The sequence below is a fragment of the Ruegeria atlantica genome (assembly GCF_013032505.1).
Lineage (GTDB): Bacteria > Pseudomonadota > Alphaproteobacteria > Rhodobacterales > Rhodobacteraceae > Ruegeria > Ruegeria atlantica_F.
Map to the genome: position 1 here is coordinate 407,555 of NZ_WQCG01000002.1, position 19,828 is coordinate 427,382.

Sequence of the window (19,828 nt, forward strand, 5' to 3'; positions counted from 1 at the left end):
GGGAGAAAAAGATGAAGAAATTGACAAGCCTTTTGGCGGCAACCGCTTTGACAGCCGCAGCAACCGCACCGGCGACGGCCGAGAAATGGGATATGCCGATGGCATATTCGGCGTCGAACTTCCATTCAGCCACAGGTGCGGAATTTGCCAAATGCGTGACAACGGGGACCGGAGGTGAGATTGAAATCGTCACACACCCTTCGGGGTCGCTATTCAAAGGGGCCGACATCAAGCGCGCCATTCAGACCGGGCAGGCCCCAATTGGCGAGCGCCTGCTGTCCGGCCACCAGAATGAGAACGCATTGTTCGGGTTCGACTCGATCCCGTTTCTGGCAACCTCGTTCGACGACAGCGCCAAGCTTTGGGAGGCCGCGAAGCCATCCATCGAGAAACTACTGGCTGAACAGAACCTGACGTTGCTGTATGCCGTGCCATGGCCGCCGCAAGGATTGTATTTCAAGGATGAGGTCAACTCGGTCGCGGACATGGAAGGCATCAAGTTCCGGTCCTACAATAATGCGACGTCTCGTTTGGCAGAACTGACAGGTATGCTGCCGGTGACAATCGAGGCCGCCGAGATCAGCCAGGCATTTGCCACTGGCGTCGCGGATTCAATGGTGTCTTCTGGTTCAACCGGATACGACCGCAAGGTTTGGGAAAGCCTGAACTACTTCTACGAAGTGGATGCCTGGCTGCCACGCAACTACGTCATGGTGAACTCAGACGTTTGGGGCGGCGTGTCTGATGCCAACAAGAACGTTATCAAGGGCTGCGCAGAGCTTGCCGAATACGCAGGCAACTGGCGTGCAAAGGAATACACTGGCTTCACTTTGCAAGGTCTGCGTGACGGCGGCATGACGGTAGGCCCGGCATCCGAGCAGATGACCAACGAGCTGAAAGAAATCGGCGTTACCATGACGAACGAGTGGCTAGAGGCCGCCGGAGATGAGGGCAAAGCCATCGTCGACGCGTTCAATTCGTCTCAGTAATTGTCCAGAGCCGGGCGGTCGAGCAATCTGCCGCCCGTTTCCATCAATAAATCAATAGTGGGGACAGCATGGCGGCACTACGAGGGCTCAGGTCTGTATTGGATTTCATCTATCTGGCGGCGGGGGTTTTGGCGGCACTTAGCCTGATCGCGATTTTGCTGCTGATCGTTGTTCAGATGCTTGCCCGCTGGACTGGTGAAGTTTTTCCCGGTGCTCCCGATTACGCGGGCTATGCCATGGCCGCCGCGTCTTTTCTGGCCTTTGCCAATGCGCTGAACCGTGGCAGCCACATTCGTGTCTCTATCCTGCTCAATGCGGTTCCCGACCGGGTTCGGCGCATCCTTGAAATTTGGTGCTTTACTGTTGGCGCGGCGGTGATGTGGTATTTCTGCTGGTATGCCTATCGTTTTGTCTATTGGAGTTGGAAATTCAACGACATCAGCCAAGGGCAGGACAAAACCGCACTGTGGATTCCGCAGTCTGCAATGCTGGTAGGCGCAGTCATTCTTGCAATCGCCCTGACAGACCATCTGATCCACGTCCTGTTCCGTGGCGACCACCGCATCGTCCGTGATCTGGCCGATCAGAGCCACGGGGAGTGAGCGCATGGAAAACCTGTCTGTTATCATCCTCTTCCTGTTTGTTCTGTTCACCCTTCTGGGTACCGGCGTCTGGGTCGGGCTGGCGCTTATGGGCGTTGCCTGGGTAGGAATGGAGCTTTTCACGACCCGCCCCGTAGGCGACGTGATGATCACGACCATTTGGTCAGCATCCTCCTCTTGGACTTTGACCGCACTTCCGATGTTCATTTGGATGGGCGAGATCCTGTATCGAACGCGATTATCGGAGGACATGTTCAAAGGGCTTTCGCCGTGGATGGCGCCCTTGCCAGGCGGGTTGGTCCATACCAATATCGTGGGTTGTACGGTCTTTGCGGCCGTGTCCGGGTCATCAGCGGCAACACTGACTACCGTTGGCAAGATGTCGATTCCTGAACTGCGCAAACGCAATTACCCCGAACGGATGATTATCGGTACACTTACAGGTGCTGCGACGCTGGGCTTGATGATCCCGCCGTCGCTGACGCTGATCGTGTATGGCGTGACCATCAATGAATCGATCACCAAACTTTTCTTTGCGGGCATCCTGCCCGGATTAGTGCTGGCGACGATGTTTATGGGATATGTCGCAATTTATTCGAAATTGGGGAAAGACTGGAACCCTAACAGTGAGGGCAAACTGAGCTTTTCTGAAAAGCTCAAAAACTCACGCTTCCTGTTGCCGGTGATCCTGCTGATCATGGTGGTGATTGGGTCCATGTACCTAGGCTATGCCACAGCGACCGAAGCCGCCGCCTTTGGCGTGATCGGCGGTCTGCTGCTGGCTGCGGGGCAGGGGTCGCTGACCTGGAAGACATTTACGGAAAGCCTGATGGGGGCAACCCGAACCAGCGCGATGATCGCTCTTATCCTGGCCGGAGCTGCGTTCCTTTCCTTATCCATGGGATTTACCGGCCTGCCGCGCGGGTTGGCTGACCTGATCGCCGGATGGGAACTGACACGGTTTGAATTGTTGATGGTTCTTCTGGTCTTCTATGTCATCCTGGGTTGCTTCCTCGATGGCATCTCTTCAGTTGTGCTGACGATGGCCGTGGTCGAGCCTATGATCCGGGATGCGGGTATCGACCTGATCTGGTTTGGTATCTTCATCGTGGTCGTTGTTGAAATGGCGCAGATCACACCGCCGATCGGCTTCAACCTGTTTGTGATGCAAGGCATGACGAACCATGAGATGAGCTATATCGCCCGAGCCGCGATACCGATGTTCTTGATCATGGTGCTGATGGTCTTCGTCCTGATCTGGTTCCCAGAACTTGCTACGTGGTTGCCGGAAAACCTCAGGCAAAGCCCGGGTGGGTAGGGGGCATTGAACCCTCTTCGTCTTGCGGCGCGCAACGGTCCTTATGTCTTGGTCGCAGGGTTGGCCGCAGGATTGCTGCTGCCTGCGTTGGCCGAACCGATGCGGGCAGTCTTGCCGCCGCTTGTTGCACTGCTGCTGTTTCTGACCGTCCTTCGCATTGAGCCGTCTCTGCTGTTGGGGTCTCTGGTCGAACTACGCCAGGTTGGAAATACAGTGATTTCGTTTCAGCTGATTTTGCCGCTGGTCGTAGTGACTATTGGCCTGATCGGTGGATGGACCGGCACGCCGGTCTTTCTATCTCTGTTGATTATGATGGCGGCCCCATCCATCTCGGGCAGTGCTAATATGTGCCTGATGATGGGGCACCCACCAGAATACGCCTTGCGCTTGATGGTTATCGGGACCGCGGTTCTACCGCTGACGGTCTTTCCGATATTCGCGCTAGTACCAGAGTTGGGTGATTTTCAATCCGTTTTGATCGCAGTTTTACGCCTTTTTCTGACCATAGCGGGGGCAACTGTCGCTGGAGTGCTGTTGCGGCGTTTTTTTCTGAGAAACCCGTCGGAAACCGCACTCAAAAACCTGGAAGGGTTGGCAACGATTACCCTTGCAGTCTTTGTAATCGGCTTGATGCCTTCCGTAACCGCGGCAGCCCTTACCGATCCGGGTCTTGCCGCGTTTTGGATCGGATTTGCGTGTCTGATCAATTTCGGCGCACAACTGGTGATGTTTTTTCTGGCGCGCAATCATTCGGCTGCAGACAAAACCACCGCTTTATCCATCGTCGCTGGAAACCGGAACGTCGCGATTTTTTTGATCGCGCTGCCATCTGAGGTCACCGCTTCACTTCTCGTGTTCATCGGGGCTTATCAAATCCCGATGTACCTGACCCCTATTGTGATGCGCCGATTTTACCAAGAGACGGCCACAGCAGAGTAGTCAGGGCGCGGCGAGTTTCGTCGCGCCCTTATTTGTTTTAGAAATGCACCGAGCGGGTCGTACCGGGCGCTTCCATCGGCGGGGCGAACTTGGTCAGGTCAATGCCGTCGACCGCCACCTTGTATTCTTCCAGAGTCGGCGTGCGACCCAGAATAGCTGACAGAACAACAACCGGGGTTGAGCCCAGAAGGGATTCACCCTTTTTTGTCTCGCTGTCCGCCACAACACGGCCCTGGAACAAACGAGTGGACGTGGCCAGAACGGTGTCACCTTTGGCGGCTTTTTCCTGGTTGCCCATGCAAAGATTGCAGCCCGGGCGCTCGAGATAGAGGATATTCTCGTACTCGGTCCGTGCGGTTTGCTTGGGGAACAGGTCATCGAACTCAAAGCCCGAATACTTCTGGAGAATTGCCCAGTCGCCTTCTTCCTTCAGCTCATCAACGATATTGTAAGTCGGCGCGGCAACAACAAGCGGGGCCTTGAACTCGACCTTGCCGTATTCCTCTTCGAGGTTGCGCAGCATCTGGGCCACGATCTTGATGTCGCCCTTGTGCACCATGCACGATCCCACAAAGCCTAGATCCACTTTCTTTTCCGCCGCGTAGTAAGAAATCGGGCGGATCGTGTCGTGGGTATAGCGCTTGGATACATCGGCGTTGTTGACATCCGGATCGGCGATCATCGGTTCGACAATCTGATCAAGATCCACGACGACTTCGGCAAAGTACTTGGCATTGTCGTCAGGACGCAGGGCCAGTTTCTCGCCCGAGCGGATTTCGGCGATACGTTTGTCGGCGATGTCGATCAGACCCTGCAACATCTGAACATCGTTATCCATGCCCTTTTCGATCATGATCTTGATGCGGGACTTGGCGATTTCCAATGACTCTATCAGCGTGTCATCGTTCGAAATACAGATCGATGCCTTCGCCTTCATCTCGGCTGTCCAGTCGGTGAAGGTAAAGGCTTGGTCCGCCAAAAGCGTCCCAATGTGCACTTCGATAATCCGTCCCTGGAACACGTTGTCACCGTGCTGTGCCAACATCTGCGCCTGCGTGGCATGGACCACGTCGCGGAAATCCATGTGCGGGGCCATCTCGCCCTTGAACGTTACCTTGACAGATTCAGGGATTGGCATTGTCGCCTCACCCGTGGCAAGCGCCAGCGCAACCGTGCCCGAGTCAGCGCCAAAGGCTACGCCTTTTGACATCCGTGTGTGGCTATCGCCGCCGATGATGATGGCCCAGTCATCCACAGTGATGTCATTCAGCACCTTGTGAATAACGTCTGTCATCGAGTGATACACACCCTTGGGATCCCGCGCGGTGATCAGGCCAAACTTGTGCATGAACGCCATAAGACGCGGTGTATTAGCCTGCGCTTTGAGATCCCAAACCGACGCCGTGTGACAGCCAGATTGATATGCGCCATCGACACTGGGTGACAGTACGGTGGCCGCCATGGCCTCAAGCTCCTGGCTGGTCATCAGACCGGTGGTATCCTGAGAGCCGACGATGTTGACCTTGACGCGCACGTCCGAGCCCGCATGCAGAGTTTTGCCGGGCGTTGTTCCGCGGGCATTGGCGTTGAAGATCTTTTCGACGGCCGTCAGGCCCTGACCTTCGTGACTGATCTCCTTCGACGGGGCGAAAGCTGATTTAAGTTCGACGCCCAGTGCCTCGCACGCAAATGTTTGCAGCTTCTTGCCAAAGACGATGGCGTAGGACCCACCAGCCTTCATGAACTCCATCTTTTGCGGCGTGAAAGAGCCTGCCATGTCGACCAACTCCTCATTGCCATCAGCGCTGTAGAGCTTTTTCTCTTTCGTGTTGATAGTCAGCACGGTGCCTGTTTCGACGGAATAGCGCTGCTCAAGGATCGGGTTGCCGTCGTTGTTTAGGATCGCTTTGCCATCCTCGTCCACTTTCTTGACCCAGTTCTTCAGGTCGACACCAATCCCGCCGGTGACGCCGACTGTTGTCAGGAAGATCGGCGAAATGCCGTTGGTGCCTGCCACGACCGGTGCAAAATTGACGAAAGGCACGTAGGGGCTGGCTTGTTTGCCAGTCCAAAGCGCCACGTTGTTAACACCCGACATCCGCGAAGATCCAACACCCATGGTGCCTTTTTCGGCAACCAACATCACGCGCTTGCCGGGGTGCTGTAGCTTCAGCGCTTCGATTTCTTTTTGTGCAGCTTCCGAGATCAGGCATTTGCCATGCAACTCACGGTCAGACCGCGAGTGCGCCTGATTGCCCGGTGACAGAAGGTCGGTGGAAATGTCACCCTCGGCCGCGATATAGGTGACGACTTTGATTTCTTCGTCCACGTCGGGCAGCTTTGTGAAAAATTCTGCTTTGGAATAGCTCTCAAGGATGTCTGCAGCAATTTTGTTGCCTGCATCATAGGCTGCTTTCAGGCGATCCGTGTCCGCTTCGTACAGAAAGACCTGAGTTTTCAGGACCTCGCCAGCCTGAACCGCGATATCCTGTTTGTCGCCCAGAGCAACATCCAGCAGCACTTCAACCGACGGGCCACCCTTCATGTGTGACAACAATTCGAATGCGAATTCGGGCGAGATTTCTTCGACAATTACTTCGCCGAGGATAATAGCCTTCAGGAACTTTGCTTTCGCACCTGCAGCGCTGGTTGTGCCAGGCAACGTGTTGTAAATCAGGAAATGCAGCGAATCTGCGCGATGTGGATGACCGGTATCTTTGATTTGTTCGATGATTTCTTCGACCAGCGCACCATCGTCGATGGGTTTGGGGCTAAGCCCTTGTTCTTTACGCGTTTCAATTTCATCCAAATAATCTGAATACTGGCTCATGGCTGTTTCCGCTTTGTATAGGTCTGCTGCTGTAGAGAGGCGTTGGGCAACCCGCTCGATCATATTTGTATGCACCGGTATACAATTGCTGCCAAGGTTTCAAGATACCGCATTGGAAATTTCCCGGTTTTGTTTCGTGACTGGATCCGGTTCAGTTCTAAAACGCTGATCATGGCGACTGTCCCTATCAGTTCAGCCGGGATACAATCGAGTAAATGGTTAATGTATAGTCGGTCGGATGAACACGGGGTCTTGTCCACACGATGTTCAAATTCTCCGTTCGAAGAACCCGATCTGCAAAAAGGTGTGCACAGAATGATTGCATACATCACTTTTGGCGTTGACGACATCGAGTGCGCGGAACGCTTTTATTCTGCTTTTCTGCCGGCCCTCGGATACAGGCAAGAAAAGTACCATGGCGACCTGAGCTATTCGCTGCCCCAGCAACCCGGCCAATTGCAGGCCCTGCCTGAGCTCTACATCAAATCACCTTTTGATGGGGGGCCAGCTTCGGCAGGTAATGGGACAATGGTTGCATTTGAGGCGCGTAGTCAAAAACAGGTCCGAGATCTTCACGCCGCCGCACTGGCCGCCGGTGGCTTCGATGAAGGGCAGCCCGGCTTTCGAGTGTCCTATGGGCCGAACTTCTATGTCGGCTACCTTCGCGACCCACAAGGCAACAAGATCGCATTGTTCTCAAGCGACCCGAACGAACCTGGACGAGACGGACAACAAGGATTGTAAAGGCGCAATGCGTACGCAGGATCTTGCAACTACGCCGTAGGTTTTCTGCCCAGAGCAAGAACACAAAGCAATATGAACAGAACCTCGTAAGCCAAAAACGTGCACATAAAGAAATTGCCGGGGCCATCGACAAAAAAACCTATGACACGACCGATGGCCATGCCGCCAAGGACGGCGATCAGCGCCAGCAACCCCTGCCTTCGAGTTTCCGGACTACGTCCCAAAAGATACAACACTGCCCCAAATCCAAGAACGACCCCACCGTAAACAGCGCGCATATCCATCAGACCGGAAGGTGAAGAAGGGGCACTGCCTGTCGTGAATTCAGCCAGTGTCTGCGGAAAAACCAGGAAAGCCGAGCCAACCAGTCCAAAGACGATAGAATTGAACATTATGATTTTTTGATCGTTCAGCATCTTAACCCGCCCTCAACCGCCGTTGAATGTGTCTTTCACAAACTGAATAATCTCATTTCCGCACTGCATCACGTGAATTCAGACCAATCAACGTTTGAATGGTTGCTTTGGGATATGTGCGTTGGCACGCATGTCTTGGTCCTTGATCCGGGCTACCGATCCAGATCAGCGCACCACGACACTTTCGATGTAACGTTCTGCTGTTTCTTATCCACCGCTGGGGACCACTATTGTCTTTTCGGGCTTCCAGCTCAGCCAGACTTGGCCACCTTCTTTTAGTTCGGGGATATCCTGATCACGTGCGATCACCTTGAACACTTGCCCGTCGCAATTGAGTATACAGGTTGCCATTGCACCGGCGAATATGCGGCGCTCGAGCGTCGCGGGCAGTTTCGACATGTCGTCCTGCTGCGGCTCGTCAACTGTGATGCTCATGCTTTCGGGCCGGACCGCCAGAGTCGCGTTGGTCCCGGTGCCGGCGGGCAGCTTGATGCTGGCCGCATCCAGACCGAGGACGCCCTTTCCGTCCTTTGATAAGAAATTGGCCTCGCCAAGGAACTCGGCAGTGAAGACGTCGGCAGGGTTGCTGTAAACTTCGCGCGGGGGACCGGCCTGGATCATGGTGCCGTTCTTGAGGATACCTATTTTGTCGGAGAGGGTCAGAGCCTCTTCCTGGTCATGCGTCACGAAGATGGTGGTGATACCAATCTCACGCTGAATTCGCTTGAGTTCAATCTGCATGTCAACGCGCAGCGCTTTGTCGAGTGCAGACAGCGGCTCATCCAACAACAGCACCTTGGGATTGGTTACCATGGCCCGGGCCAATGCGACCCGCTGACGTTGGCCGCCGGACAGCTGATGCGGTTTGCGGTCCCCGTGCTGGCCGAGCTGGACAAGCTCCAACGCCTCTCCGACGCGGCGACGTTCTTCGTCGGCCCCTACCTTTCGGACCCGCAGCCCGAAGCCGACGTTATCCGCCACCGTCATGTTGGGGAACAACGCGTAGTTTTGAAACATCATGCCGATGTCGCGTTTTTCGACAGGGATGTGCTCGACCGACTTATCCCCGATACGGATCGAACCGCCATCGGTGAAAATAAAGCCTGCAATGGCGCGCAGCAGGGTAGTTTTGCCGCTGCCCGACGGTCCAAGTAGCGCAAAGAACCCCCCGTCAGGGAAATCCATCGTAACATTATTGAGCGCTTTCAGCGTTCCGAAATGCTTGGTTACGTTCTGGACAGAAACCTCGGCCATCAGCGTTCTCCTCCGAAGTTTGAGAACCGTGCGGCAAACAGCATCACGGCCATTGAAACAACAATTATGATCGTGGAAATCGCGTTGATTTCCGGTGTGAACCCTTTGCGGATAGAGGTGTAAATCAAAACTGGTAGGGTGCTGTCGCCGGGTTCGGACAGGAAATAGGACACCACGAATTGGTCAAAGCTGACCGCAAAGGCAAACAAGGCCCCTGCGATGACACCGGACGAAATCCAAGGCAGCGTGACACGTCGCGTCACCGTCCAGGCATCGGCTCCAAGAGAGCGCGCCGCTTCCTCCAGCGTGGCGTCAAAGGTCGCAAGCCGGGCGCTGACGACGACGATGACGTAAGGCAGCGCCAGCGCGACATGGCCGATGATCACAGATGGCGTTCCGCGTCCCAGCCCGACGCCAAAGAAGAAGATCAGCATGGCGGTACCTGTGATGAGCCATGGAATGGCGATCGGGGGAAATAGCATGACCTGTAGGAACCGCTTGCCGCGAAACTCGAACCGGAACAGCGCAACCGACGCGGCGGTGCCTAGAATGGTGGCGATGACCGTGGTCACAAGCGCAATTAGCACGGACCGAGTTGCGGCGGCGATGATCTCATCGTTGCCAGCCAGATCCTGGTACCACTTTAGCGAAAACTCGAAGGGCAGCTGGTAATATTGCGACGCGTTGAAGGACATGAAGGCCATTACGATGATCGGCGCGTAGAGAAAAAACAGGATCAGACCCAGCCAAGTCTTTCCCAATAGGGTCAGGAAACGCCCGCTCATGTCTGTGCCCTCTTCAAAACCGGGCTGGCAACCGCGAGGATTAGAAGCACGACAGCTAGCAAGATGAAGGATAGCGCCGCGCCGAGCGGCCAATTGAACACCGCGACGAACTGATCCTCGATCACGGTGCCGAAATAAGTGCCGACCCGACCGCCCAGAATGCGCGGCTCCATGAATGAGCCAACGACTGGCACGAAAATCAGGACCGCTCCGGCCAGCAAGCCGGGTAAGGATAGCGGCAGGATGATGCGCCACAGGATCGTTAGCTTATTGGCGCCCATCGATCGGGCTGCATCGATCAGATTGTCGTCGATGGCCTGCAAGGCCAGGTATGATGTCAGGATCACATAAGGCAGGTAGGAATGCACCAGCCCAATTACGATGGCAGGAGTAGTGAACATCAGATTTACGTCGACTTCAAAAGGCAGGATCGCGTTCAGTCCGAGTTCCAGTACGCCATTACCGCGCAGAACGATGGCCCAGGAAAAGATGCGCACAAGCGAGTTGGACCAGAATGGCAGGATGACCAGCAGGAACAACGCCTCGCGTGATCGGCCCTTGATGGCCTTGGCCAAAACATAGGCACACGGAAATCCGACCAGCAGCGAAATGCAGGTCACCATCAAACCAAGTTTGAGAGATTTCCACAAAAGCGTGGCATACGTCGAGGTCTGGAAAAAGGCCCGATAGTTATTTGCCGTGTATGTCCACTCGGCGTCGCCAAACGGAACATCAGACAGGAAACTGAAGTACAGCATGGCCGACAGCGGCAGAAATATCGCCACTGTCAGCCAAAGATAGGCCGGAGAGAGCAGACCGAAGATTTTCAGTCGTTCCTGATTTGCAAGGACATTGGACATCTTCGATCACTTCCCTCATTCGGGCTATCTGCCTACTGCGCCGCCTTCAGGCCTTGCCACAGTTCGAGGTATTTTTTCCGGTTCTCTTCGGAAACTGGCCGCTGGAATTGAACCCGCGCGACGACCTCCGGATCGCCCAGAATACGCTTATTGAATGCTTCATCAGGCAGTGCCGCCGCTGCTTTGGCATTGGCAGAGGCAGGTGCTCCGTCGGCGGCCCATTTCACGTAGAATTCGGGATCGATCATCCAGTCGATGAACTGGTGCGCCGCCTCTTTTTTGGTCGAGGAGGTGGGGATGGACAATCCGTCCAGCCAACCGATAGCGCCCTCTTTGGGCACAACGAACTGCACCGGCAGGCCCGCAGCCATCGACCGACTTGCCGACCCCGACCAGAAGGTTGCTACATCCAGATCGCCCGCTGCCATGAACTGGTTCCAGTCGTTTTCTGATCCCCAATAGGTTTTGATCTGCGGCATCAATTCGGCAAGCTTGGCCTGAACGGCATCCAGATCGCTGATATTGTTGATGTCCTGACCGGTTGCAATGGCAGCAAACTGCACCGCTTCAAGCGCATCGTCGCGGATCGAAACTTTGCCCTCATGTGCCTTGTCCCAAAACACTTCGATCGAATCCGGTGTCTGATCAAATTCACCAGTATTGACGGCAAAAGAAGTAAGGCCCCAAGTCCACGGAACTCCGTGCAGCGCACCACCGGCGTTCAGATCCGGATTGCCCGCTATGTCTGGGGGCACATCTGAGAGATTTTCAATAAGTGTGACGTCAATGGGTCCGATCAGACCTTCTTCCTGAGCCTGAGGTGTAAAGGCCGCGTTGATCAGGACCACATCATAAGCGCCCGGATTTGTCCGCAGTTTGGTAAGCATCTCCTGTTCGGAATTGAAATACTCATGCACCACGGTATGGCCGCTTGCTTGCGCGAAGGCGCCGACCGCCCAGTCAAGATCGGTGCCGTATCCTTGCCAGTTCAGTACCCGTATTTCGTCAGCGGCCGCGGCTGTTCCGAATACTGCAATGGTTGTTGCCATCAGAAATTGCTTTTTCATTTTGACCTCCCTGTCATTCGCAATTGGAAACCCTGTCGATCAGCAGGCCTCTTTTTTGTTCAGAACCTCGGCAACCACCGCGCTGAGTGGTGTTGTCGCCGGGCCTTTTTGTGTCGTTGAAATCGCGGCTGCGACATTTGCATATCGGGCTGCCTGAATTGCCGTGTCCCCCGCTGCCAGCCGGGCGATGAAACTGCCGACATGGGCGTCCCCCGCTCCGTTTGTATCGACCACCTGAACGCGATACGGCGGAATATGCTCGACGGTGTCGTCCTGGCCCAAAAAACACCCGTCCGCGCCGCAGCGCACCACCGCACCACCGCCCGGCGGACGGGACGCGGCAAGGTTTTGGGCGGCTGTGGCGGGGTCGTTCTGACCGGTCAGGACGGTGGCCTCGCGGGTGTTGGTGCTGATCCATTGCGCCCGGTTCAGGGCCGCGTCGCGCGCTTGGTCCGGGATCGACGCGATGACGGGGGAAGGGTCGAAAACAAGGTTCTGGATTGTGTTCTCAGTCTCAAGCCAATGGCGCAACGTGTCCCGCGAGCCCTTGTAATGCAGCGCGTAGCCGGACAGGAGGGTCCAGCCAAATTCAGCAAAGGCGATCTGATCCAGATCCTCGGCGCTGACATGGCCTTCGGCGCCGTCGCTGGCCACGAAAGTACGCTCGCCTTCGGCGTCGATCAGGACACTGCAGCAGCCCTGATCCCGTGTCAGGTCCTGGCTTCGTGAAAAGGGGATACCTTCGGCGTTTAGCCCTTCGCGGACAAGCTGCGCAAACGGTCCCGAACCGATCGTGCCGCCATAACATACCATCATGCCCGCCCGTTTTGCCGCAACCATCGCGTTGAAGCCGCCACCCGGTTTGATCGAAAAACCCCGGACAATGGCCTCTTCGCCTGCTAGCGGGACGCGCTCTACCTCGTAGAGGAGGTCTGCGACAACGCCGGACATCTGCAACAAACGAGTAGTCATCTTTCAACCCTCGTATTGTCGGCAAACCGCTTTTCGCTGTTGCTTCTTAAGCGCAACAGGCCGCTTGCGATCTTTTCCAGAGGAAGATCATTTGCGTCCAATACCGTTTTGACGGCATTAGGGGCGATCCCGCTTTGGCCGACACAAGCCCCGGCCATTGCACCGGCAATAGCTCCGATCGTGTCTGTGTCATCGCCGATGTTTGCGGCTATTTTTGCTGCTTCCCACGGGTCGCAGCCTGCAAGCCGAACAACACCAAAGGCAGCGGCGACAGATTCATGTGAAGCAACAGATGTTCCGATCCCGTCGGCGAGGGCCTCTGCTGATAACCCCGTGTCAGCGGCGGCAAGTGCGGCAGAAATTCTCTGCGCCATTTCCTGCTCGCCAACTGGGAACCCGCGTTTTTGACCGATCGCTGCGGCCTGAAGCGCGGGTTCGATGGCCGCGTCGAAAGCCAATCCTTCAATGCCGCAGCTTACCACTGCGGCAACGGCTGCCGCTCCGGCAATGGCTTCACCGGTATTGTGGGTCATCCTGCAAGCCAGTTCGACAGCATCCAGAAGACCTGACATTGGATTGATCGGGCAGGCGATCCCAACCGGAGAAATGCGCATCGCGGCACCGTTTGTCGTACCGTTGCGGCCAGTTTCGCTGGCTGGCTTCCCCGCCATAATTCCGTCTAACGCAGCCTTAGAGGAGGGGCCAAGCAGGTCACGCAAGCCGCGTTCGCGCACGTCCGCCTCCCATCCCAACAGGTCTTGCGCCCATCGGGTTTCGTCCAAAGCACCCTGGTCCGCGATCAGACGTTCTGCCAACAGGAACGCTTGTTCGGTATCGTCTGTGACTTGGGCTGCCTTCAAACCATGCGAGACGGGGTGATCCGGGAACGGATCGACAAAGGTCGTGATCCTGCCGTAGAGGCGAATAATGTCCGTGCGCGGCAGGGTTTGGGAAGGCATCCCCATCGCATCGCCAATAGCCATCCCAATCAGGGCGCCACATGCACGATCGAATTGAAGGTCATGACCCGACATTTGTGTCTCAGAACTCCATATGCAGGCCGAACATGACCGGATCCAGGATGCTTTCGACAAATTCGATGACAGAGCCATCGGCGCCGCGTGTCAGGCGTCGCAGGCGCAACATCGGTTCCCCGGCTCTGCGCTGCATCAGTCGCGCGTCCGCGTCCGACAGGGCAGGCAGGACGCCGGCCCATTCGTCACCACCGGCTACTATCAAACCCTTGGACCGCAATAGCTCTGTCAGTGATCCCGCCTCCAGACCCTCATCCAGAACACCAACGAAGGTGTCCTGCCAAGGCACCCGGCTACGTTCCAATGAGACACCCTCACCATCTTCTGCTCGGAACCGAAGGCGGTCGACGACCAGAAACTCAGAACTGTCCAGTGTCGGCGCATCGGAAATGCCGATCGGGCCACGAGCCAGGGCCAAGACACGGGTTTCCAGCCGGATATCACCTGAGGCCAGTGCGACGCTCCAGCCTGACCGGTCGTCGATGGTTTTGCCATCAAACGTCACGAAAGATCCGATGCCACTTTTGGTGGTGATCAGACCTTTGCTGCTCAAAATTTCAAGGCTTTTGCGAATGGTGTTGCGACTGACCGAGAACCTTTTGACCAACGCGCTTTCGCTGGCCAACGGATCACCTCGGTTCAGCATGCCTGACCGTATGTCCGCTTCGAGTGTGTGCGCGATCCGGACCGGTTTTGAGGCGCCTATCAAATCCATTCCTGTATCATCGTGTTCAAACCTGTTCATACCTGTACTTTTATTGTGGCCGTTTTTGATAGTCAACGAAATTAGTCCGAAGTTTTATTCCTGACGCGGGACGCCGTCGTCTGACTTTGGTGCGTGCTGCATGAGTTCAGCAGTTACTTAGCGAAACAACACTGTTGGCCAAATCCAGGTGGGCTCTGTTGTTGGCAACATTAACAAAAGATACCAAGTTATAGATTTTAAACATTTTTAGAAGAAAGTTAATTTAACGCTCCGGAAAGCTGGCAAACCTAAGCTGCGTCGTGACCCGCCAGAAATTCATGCTATGTCGCCTGCTTCGTAGAGTTCGTGTATGCATGCCGGCTTTCACCTCGAGTCTGACGCACTATCCTGTGAGTCCGGCCGTCCATATTCTGTTCGATCGTACAGGATTGGTGGGGCTTGTTTTTACCGAAGGTAAATTAACCGCGTATAGTCAGCCTTGGTTTGGACTAGAATAGACCCATCGGAGCTTTGTTTCTCAACAATCCGCCCCAGCTCGTCGAGCATGTCTTTCCCGGGCTTTGCCTATCTGGTTCGTCGCCTTTTATGAGCATGACACTGGCGCGGATATTGCGCGTGACCGAGTGGGATGTAACCTATTTTTCTGGCAGTGACCGCAACCCGTTTCTCGTGAGCACGGATGTACTTGAATGCCCATTCAAGGCCCGAGAAACCGTACCTCTTGTGAGGCTAAGAGGGGCACTCAAATAAATCAATTTCACGCGTCCGGCGGCCACGATGCCTCGGAGAGAAAACGGGCCTTTTAACACCTGGGAGTCATTTTCATCTTGCTATTTGTTCGTTCCAAAACCAGTTTCGCCGGGTCGTAATGCCCTTATGCCCGAAGCCTCCAGCAACATCACGTAAGCCGGGTTGGCGAACAACTTTTGCGAATTGGAAGTGCCAAAAACCTATGCTTTTGTCGGCTGGGGCGCCATTTGTCTGGATCATTGTTTAACCTGGTAGGTCATGAACACAGAGGCGCTATTAAACTGAATTAATTCGTTGCATGCTAGACAGCGAACAGATGCAGAAGTTGCCTGTATTTACGTAACCAACATAATTTCAGGAAATCGCGCACGACGTCTGAGGCGAGTGGAATCCAAATCGAACACCCGGGAACATCTCTTTGACCGAAACCAAACATCAGATTGGTGTCATCACACTGACGTTGATAACTGCGGCATTGTTCATGACGCTGCGCAATATGCCAATGATGGCTCAGACCGGAATGAAGATGGTCGTCTTCAACGCCATCACAATCGTCGCCTATCTCATACCAGTGGCGCTGGTTTCAGCGGAACTGGCCACTGGTTGGCCTAAAAACGGTGTCTTCCATTGGGTTGAGGCCGCTTTTGGTACCAGAACGGGATTTGTCGCCGTATGGCTTCAATGGGCACAGAGCATTTTTGGGATCACCTCGATTGTGGCCTATGTTGCCGCATCGCTGGCCTATGCGTTCGATCCGTCTTTGGGGGCAAACAAGTACTTCATCGTCTCTGTTATTCTGATCGTCTATTGGTCGGCGACATTCGCCAATTTTCGAGGGTCAAAAAGCTCGGGCCTGATCAGCAGTATTGCTGTTTCCGTTGGAGTGTTATTGCCGACTTTTGTGCTTGTTGGGTTGGGCGCAGTTTATGCAGGTGAAGGAAATCCGCTGGAAATCGACACCGCGCTGACGGCCGAGAATTGGGTGCCGTCACTGTGGGAAACCGGGAATCTTGTCCTGTTTCTCAGTTTCATTTTTGGTTTTGTGGGTGTCGAGGTTTCAGCCAGCCATGCGCGCGAGGTCAAGAATGTTCACCGCACCTATCCACTGGCTGTTTTCAGTGCCGCGGCAATTGGGTTTGTGCTGACGCTGCTGGGGGGGCTGGCCGTTGCCGCAATCCTTCCCGCGGCCTCGATTGATCAGATCAACGGCGCAATGCAGGCGTTTTCGGCCTTCTTCGCGCATTTCGGGTTGGTATGGTTGACACCTGTCGCAGCCGTTCTGGTCGCCTTTGGTGCCGCCGGTCAGGTCAGCACCTGGATCGTCGGACCTGTCAAAGGTATTCTGGCCGCGGGGCAGGCCGGCAACCTGCCGGTTTGGGCGCAGAAGGTCAACGAAAAGGGTGTGCCAACAAACCTGTTGATCCTGCAGGCCTTCTTGATATCGCTGATCGCGATGTCCTTCCTGTTGGTCGATGATGTGAACACGGCCTTTCTGATCCTGACGTCAATTGCCGTGCTGATCTATTCGCTGATGTACGTGCTTATGTATGCAGCCGCGATCCGGTTGCGCTACTCTCACCCAGAGGTAAAGCGCGCCTATCGCGTGCCCGGGGGCAATGCGGGAATGTGGCTTATCGCAGGCATCGGCTTGCTTGCTGCTGTTGCCTGTTTTGGGATCGGGTTTATCCCGCCCGCGGTCGGCGGGCTGTCGATCTTGTCTTTCGAACTAATGATGGTGTTGGGTGTCGTGCTTGTCTCGGCGGTGCCATTCCTGATCTATGCGCTCCGCCAACCCAAATGGGATCAGAACCATGAGCTGCAAAACGCAATAAAGGTAGAATCATGACTAAGAAACGTAACCCGTCCTCGGATACTGAATCGGTGCTGACGCCAGCCTATGGCGGGCGCTACATGCGTGAACCCATTCCGAAATTCAGCCTGCCGGAAAATGAGATGGATGCGGATTCAGCCTATCGTCTGATCCATGACGAACTAATGCTAGACGGCAATGCACGCCTGAATCTGGCGACCTTCGTCACCACATGGATGGAACCGCAGGCGGAACGCCTGATGTCGGAAACCTTCGACAAGAACATGATCGACAAGGATGAATATCCGAACACCGCGATGATCGAAGAGCGCTGCATCAAGATTGTCGCAGATCTGTTCAATGCGCCAGGCGAGGCTACGGGATCGTCCGCAATCGGGTCGAGTGAGGCCGTGATGCTGGCCGGGATGGCGATGAAATGGAACTGGCGTGCTCGCCAGAAAGCAAAGGGAAAACCCACCGACGAGCCAAACCTCATTCTGGGCACAAACGTTCAGGTCGTCTGGGAAAAGTTCTGCAGATATTGGGACGTGGAACCCCGGTATGTGCCGATGGCGGAAGATCGTTATGTGATCGACCCCGAAGACACAATTTCCAAGATCGATGAAAACACCATCGGAATCGTCGCAATTCTGGGGACCACCTTCACCGGTGAATATGAACCGATCAAAGAGGTACACGACGCCTTAGTAGCATCGAATAAAAAAACGGGGTTCGACGTTCCGCTGCATGTCGATGCCGCCAGCGGCGGTTTCGTTGCGCCTTTCCTGCAACCGGATCTTGAATGGGATTTCCGCTTGCCCCTGGTCAAGTCGATCAATGTGTCGGGCCACAAATATGGGCTTGTCTATCCGGGCGTTGGTTGGGTTGTCTGGCGTGACAAATCTGATTTGCCGGAAGACCTTGTATTCCATGTCAACTATTTGGGTGGTGACATGCCCACCTTCACTCTGAACTTCTCTCGCCCTGGCAATCAAATCGTAGGTCAGTACTACAACTTCCTGCGGTTAGGCCGGAGCGGATATACTCAGGTCATGGGTAATCTGAGTGAGATTGCACAGACTCTTTCCGCACGCATAGCAGATATGGAACCATTCGAGCTTCTGAGTGATGGCAGCGCGATTCCCGTCTTTGCGTTCAAGGTAAAGGCTTCGAAACAGTACTCGGTTTATCACGTGTCCGAGCTTTTGCGGGGTCACGGATGGCAGGTGCCTGCCTATTCAATGCCCGAAGGGGCGGAGAACATCCATGTTTTGCGCATCGTGATCAGGGAGGGCTTTAGTTATGATATGGCCGAAATGCTATTGAAAGACATAGGTGCTGTGGTTGCACGTCTTGAGGAAATCGCGACAAACATTGTTGACGTCAAGCACAGAGGTGTTTTCTCACACGTTTGATATGCCCTCTGGTATTGAGCAGGCCCGGCGCTGCGTAGTCTCCAGTCAGTGTTGATGCCCCGGGTTTGCTGTTTTTTTGCGCGCTATAATAGAGGTGCGTTCGCTGAGTTTTCCGATCAGTTGAAGCAGGAACAGCCCGCCGGTTTGCGTAAGTAGCAGATAGCCTCGTTCGTCAAGGATCGGGAAATTTAGGCCGGAGATCAGGTCTGCTGTTCGGCCGTAAAGTTTGGCGCAGATTTTCTGCGACGGCTTAATCCCAAGTTCGACCATACAGATACCCTCCTGCGCCGGTCATTTTGGGTTCACACCCAACTCTCAGGTGGCAGTGAAGCGCGACAAATTCACCGTTTCTTACCGGTCGCGAGGCATCCGCTTTCATTTGCACCGGTCAGGCTGCGCCCAGCACTCTAAACTCGATGCTATGCTGCGCTGGCAACGGGTACTTCGTACCTCAAAGTGATCTTTTTGCCCGATGCACCAACTACGATAACCAAATCCCACCATCGTTCTTGCTCATCATCATCCCATGAAGTCGCAGGGCTTTCCTTGGGGATGTTGACCGAGATTCTGATCTGGCCGCTACCCATCTCTTCCGTTTGGCAGGCTAGTTTGTGGTCCATAACTTTCTCAAAAGTGACCCCGTCACTTTCTTCTCGGCGCACGACTTTCAGGTGTTCCAGCCACGCGTCAACTTGGTCAACTCGCTGAACTTTCGTCGTCTTCATTACTGCAAGGAACTCTGTGCCGACCCATGCCGGGCGGGTCTCGGACGTCACGGTAAAGTACCGTTCAAAACTCCACGCTCTCCAAGCAAGGTAAGTGTTGCGGGCAAAGTAGGCCGCGCCGGCAATTGGAATGACGTTGAGCAAAACCCAATAGTTTCCTTCAGGTAGTCCTGACTGCATGGTGACAAAGCCAAAGACGGCAAACAGCCCCAGGATAAATGCCACCAATAGACTTCCCCAGAACTCTGGTTTACTTCGAGACGTCATTTGGTCTGTTCGCCACCTCTTGTCTTTCATCCAAGGTTCCTCTGAAAAATCGCCTTTGAAAGCGCGGCGGAATCTGTCTTCGCGATGGTTCAGGAAGCACACCCAAAGAATTCCGGCGAAAATTGAAAAAAACAACAAACTGAATGGGAACACCCACCAAGAGAACTCTTGATATGTGATTGCAGCGACCATTATTGCCATCATGGTTACTACCACAATTGCGACGACGCCATTGGTCACATCACGCATTGTACGGTCTCCGAATATCCCAACTCGGGGATTATTACGATCGCGTGTCTACTACTCTGGCTTTGGGACAAAGATGTGGCCGACGTTAAAAAAGGC

Annotated in this window: 18 protein-coding genes; 7 read left to right on the forward strand and 11 right to left on the reverse strand. The window is 54.8% G+C overall.

Features of this window, described 5'->3' with window-relative positions; all coding sequences use genetic code 11:
* The first annotated feature begins 11 nt into the window (after positions 1–11).
* The 4 genes from GOW92_RS08960 (at position 12) to GOW92_RS08975 (ending at position 3,848) form a co-directional block, all read left to right on the forward strand.
* Positions 12–989 carry a TRAP transporter substrate-binding protein gene (locus GOW92_RS08960; RefSeq protein WP_170559997.1) on the forward strand — a complete coding sequence of 326 codons (978 nt, stop codon included), beginning with the start codon at positions 12–14 and terminating at the stop codon, positions 987–989.
* A gap of 68 nt (positions 990–1,057) precedes the next feature.
* A complete protein-coding gene (locus GOW92_RS08965; protein WP_170559999.1) occupies positions 1,058–1,591 on the forward strand; it encodes a TRAP transporter small permease in 534 nt (177 codons plus the stop codon).
* Between the two features lie 4 nt (positions 1,592–1,595).
* Positions 1,596–2,909 carry a TRAP transporter large permease gene (locus GOW92_RS08970; protein WP_170560001.1) on the forward strand — a complete coding sequence of 438 codons (1,314 nt, stop codon included), beginning with the start codon at positions 1,596–1,598 and terminating at the stop codon, positions 2,907–2,909.
* 6 nt (positions 2,910–2,915) lie between these two features.
* On the forward strand, positions 2,916–3,848 hold the full coding sequence (locus GOW92_RS08975; protein ID WP_170560003.1) for a hypothetical protein: 933 nt from the start codon (positions 2,916–2,918) through the stop codon (positions 3,846–3,848).
* A gap of 37 nt (positions 3,849–3,885) precedes the next feature.
* Here the strand turns inward: GOW92_RS08975 and GOW92_RS08980 are convergent, their stop codons facing one another.
* Positions 3,886–6,678: a bifunctional aconitate hydratase 2/2-methylisocitrate dehydratase gene (locus tag GOW92_RS08980; RefSeq protein WP_170560005.1), complete on the reverse strand. Its 2,793-nt coding sequence runs from the start codon at positions 6,676–6,678 to the stop codon at positions 3,886–3,888.
* A 315-nt stretch (positions 6,679–6,993) separates the two neighbouring features.
* Here GOW92_RS08980 and GOW92_RS08985 point away from each other — a divergent pair, with 315 nt between their 5' ends.
* Positions 6,994–7,422 (forward strand): VOC family protein, encoded by a 429-nt coding sequence (locus GOW92_RS08985; RefSeq protein ID WP_170560761.1) that lies wholly within the window; start codon positions 6,994–6,996, stop codon positions 7,420–7,422.
* 29 nt (positions 7,423–7,451) lie between these two features.
* Here GOW92_RS08985 and GOW92_RS08990 read toward each other — a convergent pair whose 3' ends face one another.
* The 8 genes from GOW92_RS08990 to GOW92_RS09025 form a co-directional block, all read right to left on the reverse strand.
* Positions 7,452–7,814: a DUF4345 domain-containing protein gene (locus GOW92_RS08990; protein ID WP_170560007.1), complete on the reverse strand. Its 363-nt coding sequence runs from the start codon at positions 7,812–7,814 to the stop codon at positions 7,452–7,454.
* Positions 7,815–8,045: 231 nt separating this feature from the next.
* Positions 8,046–9,092 (reverse strand): ABC transporter ATP-binding protein, encoded by a 1,047-nt coding sequence (locus GOW92_RS08995; RefSeq protein WP_170560009.1) that lies wholly within the window; start codon positions 9,090–9,092, stop codon positions 8,046–8,048.
* Positions 9,092–9,877 (reverse strand): ABC transporter permease, encoded by a 786-nt coding sequence (locus tag GOW92_RS09000; RefSeq protein ID WP_170560011.1) that lies wholly within the window; start codon positions 9,875–9,877, stop codon positions 9,092–9,094. The genes GOW92_RS08995 and GOW92_RS09000 overlap by 1 nt, the downstream gene beginning before the upstream one ends.
* Positions 9,874–10,737, reverse strand: coding sequence for an ABC transporter permease (locus GOW92_RS09005; RefSeq protein WP_170560014.1), 864 nt, complete (start codon positions 10,735–10,737; stop codon positions 9,874–9,876). The genes GOW92_RS09000 and GOW92_RS09005 overlap by 4 nt, the downstream gene beginning before the upstream one ends.
* Positions 10,738–10,769: 32 nt before the next feature.
* Complete coding sequence (locus GOW92_RS09010) at positions 10,770–11,804, reverse strand: ABC transporter substrate-binding protein (protein WP_170560016.1); 1,035 nt, start codon at positions 11,802–11,804, stop codon at positions 10,770–10,772.
* A gap of 39 nt (positions 11,805–11,843) precedes the next feature.
* Entirely contained in the window at positions 11,844–12,776 is a 933-nt protein-coding gene (locus GOW92_RS09015) for a PfkB family carbohydrate kinase (RefSeq protein ID WP_170560018.1), read from the reverse strand.
* Positions 12,773–13,810, reverse strand: coding sequence for an ADP-ribosylglycohydrolase family protein (locus GOW92_RS09020; RefSeq protein WP_170560020.1), 1,038 nt, complete (start codon positions 13,808–13,810; stop codon positions 12,773–12,775). Before GOW92_RS09020 ends, GOW92_RS09015 begins: the two co-directional genes overlap by 4 nt.
* Before the next feature lie 7 nt (positions 13,811–13,817).
* A complete protein-coding gene (locus GOW92_RS09025) occupies positions 13,818–14,555 on the reverse strand; it encodes a GntR family transcriptional regulator (RefSeq protein ID WP_170560021.1) in 738 nt (245 codons plus the stop codon).
* A gap of 1,129 nt (positions 14,556–15,684) precedes the next feature.
* Between GOW92_RS09025 and GOW92_RS09030 the strand changes: the two genes are divergently transcribed.
* Complete coding sequence (locus GOW92_RS09030) at positions 15,685–17,112, forward strand: amino acid permease (RefSeq protein ID WP_217356533.1); 1,428 nt, start codon at positions 15,685–15,687, stop codon at positions 17,110–17,112.
* On the forward strand, positions 17,109–18,491 hold the full coding sequence (locus GOW92_RS09035) for a glutamate decarboxylase (protein ID WP_170560024.1): 1,383 nt from the start codon (positions 17,109–17,111) through the stop codon (positions 18,489–18,491). Before GOW92_RS09030 ends, GOW92_RS09035 begins: the two co-directional genes overlap by 4 nt.
* Before the next feature lie 45 nt (positions 18,492–18,536).
* On the opposite strand, the gene GOW92_RS25145 is transcribed toward GOW92_RS09035, so the two are convergent.
* Both GOW92_RS25145 and GOW92_RS24765 read right to left on the reverse strand, forming a co-directional pair.
* Complete coding sequence (locus tag GOW92_RS25145) at positions 18,537–18,761, reverse strand: hypothetical protein (protein ID WP_170560027.1); 225 nt, start codon at positions 18,759–18,761, stop codon at positions 18,537–18,539.
* Positions 18,762–18,910: 149 nt separating this feature from the next.
* Entirely contained in the window at positions 18,911–19,441 is a 531-nt protein-coding gene (locus GOW92_RS24765) for a hypothetical protein (protein WP_217356534.1), read from the reverse strand.
* Between the last annotated feature and the right edge of the window lie 387 nt (positions 19,442–19,828).

Bases quoted from the DNA above. Each gene is read 5' to 3' on its own strand.
- GOW92_RS08960 (WP_170559997.1), top strand. From the start codon at position 12: ATGAAGAAATTGACAAGCCTTTTGGCGGCAACCGCTTTGACAGCCGCA.
- GOW92_RS08965 (WP_170559999.1), top strand. From the start codon at position 1,058: ATGGCGGCACTACGAGGGCTCAGGTCTGTATTGGATTTCATCTATCTG.
- GOW92_RS08970 (WP_170560001.1), top strand. From the start codon at position 1,596: ATGGAAAACCTGTCTGTTATCATCCTCTTCCTGTTTGTTCTGTTCACC.
- GOW92_RS08980 (WP_170560005.1), bottom strand. From the start codon at position 6,678: ATGAGCCAGTATTCAGATTATTTGGATGAAATTGAAACGCGTAAAGAA.
- GOW92_RS08985 (WP_170560761.1), top strand. From the start codon at position 6,994: ATGATTGCATACATCACTTTTGGCGTTGACGACATCGAGTGCGCGGAA.
- GOW92_RS08990 (WP_170560007.1), bottom strand. From the start codon at position 7,814: ATGTTCAATTCTATCGTCTTTGGACTGGTTGGCTCGGCTTTCCTGGTT.
- GOW92_RS08995 (WP_170560009.1), bottom strand. From the start codon at position 9,092: ATGGCCGAGGTTTCTGTCCAGAACGTAACCAAGCATTTCGGAACGCTG.
- GOW92_RS09000 (WP_170560011.1), bottom strand. From the start codon at position 9,877: ATGAGCGGGCGTTTCCTGACCCTATTGGGAAAGACTTGGCTGGGTCTG.
- GOW92_RS09005 (WP_170560014.1), bottom strand. From the start codon at position 10,737: ATGTCCAATGTCCTTGCAAATCAGGAACGACTGAAAATCTTCGGTCTG.
- GOW92_RS09010 (WP_170560016.1), bottom strand. From the start codon at position 11,804: ATGAAAAAGCAATTTCTGATGGCAACAACCATTGCAGTATTCGGAACA.
- GOW92_RS09015 (WP_170560018.1), bottom strand. From the start codon at position 12,776: ATGACTACTCGTTTGTTGCAGATGTCCGGCGTTGTCGCAGACCTCCTC.
- GOW92_RS09020 (WP_170560020.1), bottom strand. From the start codon at position 13,810: ATGTCGGGTCATGACCTTCAATTCGATCGTGCATGTGGCGCCCTGATT.
- GOW92_RS09025 (WP_170560021.1), bottom strand. From the start codon at position 14,555: ATGAACAGGTTTGAACACGATGATACAGGAATGGATTTGATAGGCGCC.
- GOW92_RS09035 (WP_170560024.1), top strand. From the start codon at position 17,109: ATGACTAAGAAACGTAACCCGTCCTCGGATACTGAATCGGTGCTGACG.
- GOW92_RS25145 (WP_170560027.1), bottom strand. From the start codon at position 18,761: ATGGTCGAACTTGGGATTAAGCCGTCGCAGAAAATCTGCGCCAAACTT.